The sequence below is a fragment of the Rhodopseudomonas sp. BR0C11 genome (assembly GCF_010820945.1).
GTDB classification, from domain to species: domain Bacteria; phylum Pseudomonadota; class Alphaproteobacteria; order Rhizobiales; family Xanthobacteraceae; genus Rhodopseudomonas; species Rhodopseudomonas palustris_H.
Genome location: NZ_QTKI01000357.1, coordinates 1 through 5,091, shown reverse-complemented (window position 1 = coordinate 5,091; position 5,091 = coordinate 1). Strand labels below are relative to the sequence as shown.

Annotated in this window: 5 protein-coding genes; 3 read left to right on the top strand and 2 right to left on the bottom strand. The window is 68.7% G+C overall.

All coding sequences use genetic code 11. The features are described from left to right. Nucleotides 1-1,337: putative inorganic carbon transporter subunit DabA (locus DYI24_RS20975; protein WP_164573704.1), on the bottom strand; the 1,337-nt coding region annotated here is incomplete at its 3' end. A gap of 20 nt (nucleotides 1,338-1,357) precedes the next feature. Continuing rightward, nucleotides 1,358-2,929: a proton-conducting transporter transmembrane domain-containing protein gene (locus tag DYI24_RS20970; protein ID WP_164573703.1), complete on the bottom strand. Its 1,572-nt coding sequence runs from the start codon at nucleotides 2,927-2,929 to the stop codon at nucleotides 1,358-1,360. A 108-nt stretch (nucleotides 2,930-3,037) separates the two neighbouring features. On the opposite strand from DYI24_RS20970, the gene DYI24_RS20965 reads away from it, so the two are divergent. From DYI24_RS20965 to DYI24_RS20955, 3 genes are all read left to right on the top strand, one after another. Continuing rightward, the gene (locus DYI24_RS20965) at nucleotides 3,038-3,916 is read left to right on the top strand and encodes a LysR family transcriptional regulator (protein WP_164573702.1); all 879 of its coding nucleotides are present in this window, start codon (nucleotides 3,038-3,040) and stop codon (nucleotides 3,914-3,916) included. A 112-nt stretch (nucleotides 3,917-4,028) separates the two neighbouring features. Then, on the top strand, nucleotides 4,029-4,676 hold the full coding sequence (locus DYI24_RS20960) for a trimeric intracellular cation channel family protein (RefSeq protein ID WP_164573701.1): 648 nt from the start codon (nucleotides 4,029-4,031) through the stop codon (nucleotides 4,674-4,676). A 136-nt stretch (nucleotides 4,677-4,812) separates the two neighbouring features. Beyond that, a partial coding sequence (locus DYI24_RS20955; protein ID WP_164573700.1) for a DUF4142 domain-containing protein occupies nucleotides 4,813-5,091 on the top strand: 279 nt, incomplete at its 3' end.

Sequence of the window (5,091 nt, the reverse complement as noted above, 5' to 3'; positions counted from 1 at the left end):
CCATCGCTGAGCAGCTTGGCGACATAGACCAGCCCCATCGACTCGACGAAAGCGAAGGACGAGATCGCTGCCAGCTTGAACCGGCCCCAGGCGCGCTTGGCGCGCGCGGCAACACGCTTCGTGCGGTCATTCGCCTCGTGCGCGTGCGCATGTCCGCCACAGCTGGTGGTGACACGCGGCGGCAACAGCACCGGCAGGCGGGCTTCGACGACGTCGGACGCGAACCGCCGATGCGCAATCGGAAGGCCAAAGAAGCCGCCGAAGCCAAGCGTGCGGATCCGCGGATCGAGGCTTTCCAGTGCGCGCCGGAACGGCTCGGAGCGCACGTCGATGCAGAACGCCATTTGCAGCTTCGGACGATCATCCGGTCTCGGCTGCATTGAAGTCGACAACACGGTCTGAAGCTTCCGCTGCGCGGCGCGTTCGACCGCGTCCTGCAGGGTGGCGTTGATCTGATCGTCTTCCGCCGGCTGCAGCGGCTGCGCGTAGGCATCGATCGCTTCGGCCCAATCTGCAGCGATCCGGGCCTGGTACTTGCGCAGCAGGGCCGACTCCCACACTGCGCAGATAGCGATGAGATCGGTCACCGTTGTGTCGGTGCGGCCGGCAAGTTCTGCCTGCCAGAGCCGGTAGCGCGCGAGCTGAGCCCACCCGCCGAGACTGATCAGCAGGCGATGGAAGTAGCTCTCCGATGCAGCTTCGCTCAGGCTAAGCTGCTCCACGGCGCGGATCAGGGCCGCGTCTGCCGATTCCGGAGCGGTAGCGACGTCCGCCGCAAAGCCGGTGAGGCCGAAGATCTCAGGCGTCAGATCGTGGGTCGCTGTCAGCCGCCAGTCGGCATACGCGTTCGGTCCCTTCGGCGCTGCCCATAATGCTTGGCCGCGATCGAAGTAACCGCTCGCCCAGGCGCTGATGCGCTCGGCGACCAAGCCGGTCCAATCGAAGCCCGAGACAGCGCTCGCAAGCTCGGCGACGGTCGGCATCGCCTGCGGCGGCGCGATGTCGATCTGCACAGCCCGCTTCAGGTCGGCGATCGTCGATGGAGGTGAGGTCGGCGGTGCGGCGTCAAGTGCAGCGGCAAGGTCGACGTCGCTGATCTCGCCGGAAGCGATCCGCTCGGCGTACCAAGTGCGCGGCATCGTCACCGCCGCGCCAGCGACGCGGCGGAGCCGGGCGGCCGCCATGGCCAGCGGTTCTCCGCTCTGACCGAGAAACGGGTTGACCGCGACGCTCGACTCCAGCGGCCACAGCGGCGGGATGGCGCGGGCGGCGCGCCCGGCCGCCTCGTGCACGGCGGTGAGGTTGAGCTGCGGGACGGGGGGCTTGGTCATCAGCATGGTGGGCTCCCTTGGCCGGATCACGAGGTGGTGCGGGCGGACCAACCGCTCAGCAGGCGATCGAGGGCGGCGTTGATGTAGAGGCCGTTCGACAGATGGACGCGCAGGCCTGCGGTCGCCGGGTGTGAGGTCCACAGCGGAAACAGCGCCTGGGCGATGGCGATGCCGCCGAAGCTGAGCACCGCCAGCGATATCAGCGTCCATTCCAGCCGGCCGGGCGCGAGCGGCGGCGGCAGTGTGCTGGCGGTCAGCCATTCGGCGGCCGTCTGGAGCGCGAAGTAACCGGCGGCGGTTGCGGCGGAGTAGATCGCGGTGCGGCGGGTCAGCAGCCGCGGCGCGGCGTCGGCCAAGCCTTGGGCCAGCAGATAGGCGACGCCGAACACCAGGATGGCGCCGAGCGCGAGCGACTGCGGCGGTTTGGGATCGAAACCGAGCACCAAGCCGAAGGCGGCGCCGATCGCCACGTAGATCCCCAGGGCCGCCAGGAAGGCCCGCGCCACGGCCGCGCCGCTCGGCACCGCGATCGGACCTGGGCGGCGGATCGCGACGATCTGTTCGACCGCGCCGCCTGAGGCGAGGAAGGCGTGCGCCTTGTACAGCGAGTGGGCGACAATGTGCAGCAGCGCCAGCGGAAACAGCGCCAGCCCGCATTCAAGCATCATAAATCCCATCTGCGCCACGGTGGACCACGCCAGCGAGGTCTTCACCGCCGGCTGGGTCAGCATCACCAGTGCGCCGAACAGCGCGGTGAAGCCGCCGACCATCGCCAGCACCGCAAGCACGCCGGGCACCGTCATCATCAGATCGGCGAAGCGGATCAGCAGGAAGCCGCCGGCATTGATCACGCCGGCATGCAGCAGTGCCGACACCGGCGTCGGCGTTTCCATCACTTCGGTGAGCCAGCCATGGGTGGGGAATTGCGCCGACTTCAGCAGCGCTGCGACAGCCAGTAAGCCGGCCGCGATCATCCCAGCGGCCGGCGCATCGCCGGCACGTGCGGCGACGTTGATGGTGGCAATATCGGTGGTGTGATACGCAATCGTCAGCAGCGCCACGCCACCGAGCATCGCGGCGGCACCGACGCTGGCGAACAGCCGCTTCTTGCGCGCGGCCCGCTGCGCCGTGGCGCGGTTCGGATAGAACAGCAGCAGTCGGTGCAGACACTCGCTGGTGGCGATCCAGCAGGCAGCGAGCTGCAGCAGATTGCCCGACTGCACCAGCAGCAGCACCGCGGCGATCGCCGTGCACAGCCAGCCGAGAAACGCGCCCTGACGCGCCTCGCCGTCGAGATAGGTCCGCGCGTAGCGCAACACGATCCAGCCGACGAAGCCGACCAGGAGCAGCATGGTGGCACTGACGGCATCAAGCCGCGCCGACAGGCCGACGCCGGCGAAGCCGATCAGCGGGCTCGTCGCGGGGCCGACCATGATCAGCACCGCGAGCGCACCGGCGGTGATGACGAAAGCTAGCAATGCCGCGCCTTCGGCCATCGCCGGCACCAGCGGCGGACGCTGACCAGGTCGCGCGAAGGCGAACGCGGCGGCGACCAGCAGGGGCAGCGGTGCGGCGAGCGGCAACAGATCAAGGGGCACGAGGCTATTCTCCAGATGCGGGCGATGAAGGTTCGTCGCCGGGATAGACCGGCGGCCAGATCAAAGAAAATGCATTGTTTTCGGCCTGACGTTCGCTAAAATCGAACGATGAACGCGCTCAACTACAACCATCTCCGCTATTTCTGGGCGGTGGCGCATGACGGCAATCTGACCCGCACGGCGCAGCGGCTGAACCTGACGCAGTCGGCGCTGTCGGTGCAGATCCGCAAGCTCGAGGAGCGGATCGGCCACGCGCTGTTCGAGCGCCGCGGCCGGCAGCTGCATCTCACCGAAGCCGGCCGCATCACGCTCGATCATGCCGACGCGATTTTCGCGACTGGTGAGGAGCTGATCGATACGCTGCGCAACACCGGCGTGGCGCGACAGGCGCTGCGGGTGGGCGCACTGGCGACACTGTCGCGCAATTTCCAGATGGCGTTTCTGCGCCCGGTGCTTGGCCGGCCCGACGTCGAACTGATTTTGCGCTCGGGAAGTGCGGCGGAGCTGTTGCAGCTGCTCGGGGCGCTGAGCCTCGACGTGGTGCTGATCAACCACGCCCCGGCGCGCGACAGCGTCAATCGCCTCGTGGTGCACCGGCTCGCCGAGCGCTCTGTCAGCCTGATCGGTACCCGCGCCCGGCTGCGGCGGAAGGGCAGTCTCGAAGACCGGCTGCGCAGCCATCCGGTGATCGTGCCGACCGCGGGCAGCAGCATCCGGATGGGCTTCGACGCGCTGGTGGCGCGGCTCGGCATCCGGCCGCAGATCGCCGCCGAGGTCGAGGACATGGCGATGATGCGGCTGCTGGCGCGGGAAGATCTCGGCCTCGCGGTGCTGCCGCCGATTGTGGTCAAGGACGAACTCGACGACGGCCGGCTGATCGAAGCCGAGCAGCTGCCCGGCATCGTCGAGACCTTCTACGCGGTGACGATCGAGCGGCGCTTTCCCAATCCGGTGCTGACCAAGCTGCTGCGGGCGAAGAAGATCTAACGGTGGGAAGCGGGGCGGACCCAATGCACTTCGCGGGTGAAGCGGTGTAGCTTCGGCGAAGTCGGCGCGGCGTAGCGTGCGCGGTCTAAAGAAGGCGACAGGTCTCGACATCATGGACAAGTTTCCGGTTCTGCTCGATCTGGCTGGAACTTTCGTATTCGCGCTCAGCGGCGCGGTGGCCGGAGCGCGGCGGCGGCTCGATCTGTTCGGCGTGCTGGTGCTGGCGTTCGCGGCCGGCAATGCCGGCGGCATCACCCGCGACGTGCTGATCGGCGCGGTGCCGCCGGTCGCGGTGCAGGATTGGCGCTATCTCGGGGTGTCGCTGCTCGCCGGCCTCGTCACCTTCTATCTGGTGCCGGTGGTTGTGCGGATCAGCAGCGCGATCCTGATGTTCGACGCTGCGGGGCTGGCGCTGTTCGCCGTCACCGGTGCCACCAAGGCGCTGGCGCCTGGGCTCAGCCCGGTGACGGCGGTCGCGCTCGGCGTGGTCACCGGGATCGGGGGCGGCATGGTGCGCGACATGCTGCTGGCCGAAATCCCGACCGTGCTGCGCGCCGAACTGTATGCGGTGGCGGCGGCGATCGCCGCGGCGATCATCGTGCTCGGCCAGATGCTGCATTGGCCCGACGGGCCGGTCACCACCGCGGCGCTGCTGGCGTGCTTTGCGCTGCGCGTCGCCGCGATCCGCCGCGGCTGGCGGTTGCCGGTGGCGAAGATCCAGGAGCCGGCGCCGGGCGACAAGCCGGGCCAGGGTGATTAGCTGAGCTCTTGCCGATCACCCGCGCGGTGTCGCAGCCAGGAACGGAGCGTTCGCGGTCGAGTTGCACCGATCAACAGACCCGCGCCGGTGAGTTCCGGGCGCGGCTTCCGACACGCGGACATCAGGAGACACCGATATGAAGGGCGCCATCATTCTGTTGAGCGGCATGCTGCTCGCCACCCCCGCCGCCGCGCAATCGGCCGCGCAGGCGCCCGGCGCGCCGCCGGTCGCGATCAGCTCGACCACGGCGGGCTTCATCCAGCAGGTCGCGATCTCGGATCTGTTCGAGACCGCCTCGGCGCGGCTTGCGCTCGCCCGCGGCACCGATGCGCAGAAGCAGTTCGCCAATCAGATGCTGCAGGACCACGGCAAGACCTCGGCCGCCGTCCGCCGCCTGATCGCGCAGCGCGGGCTG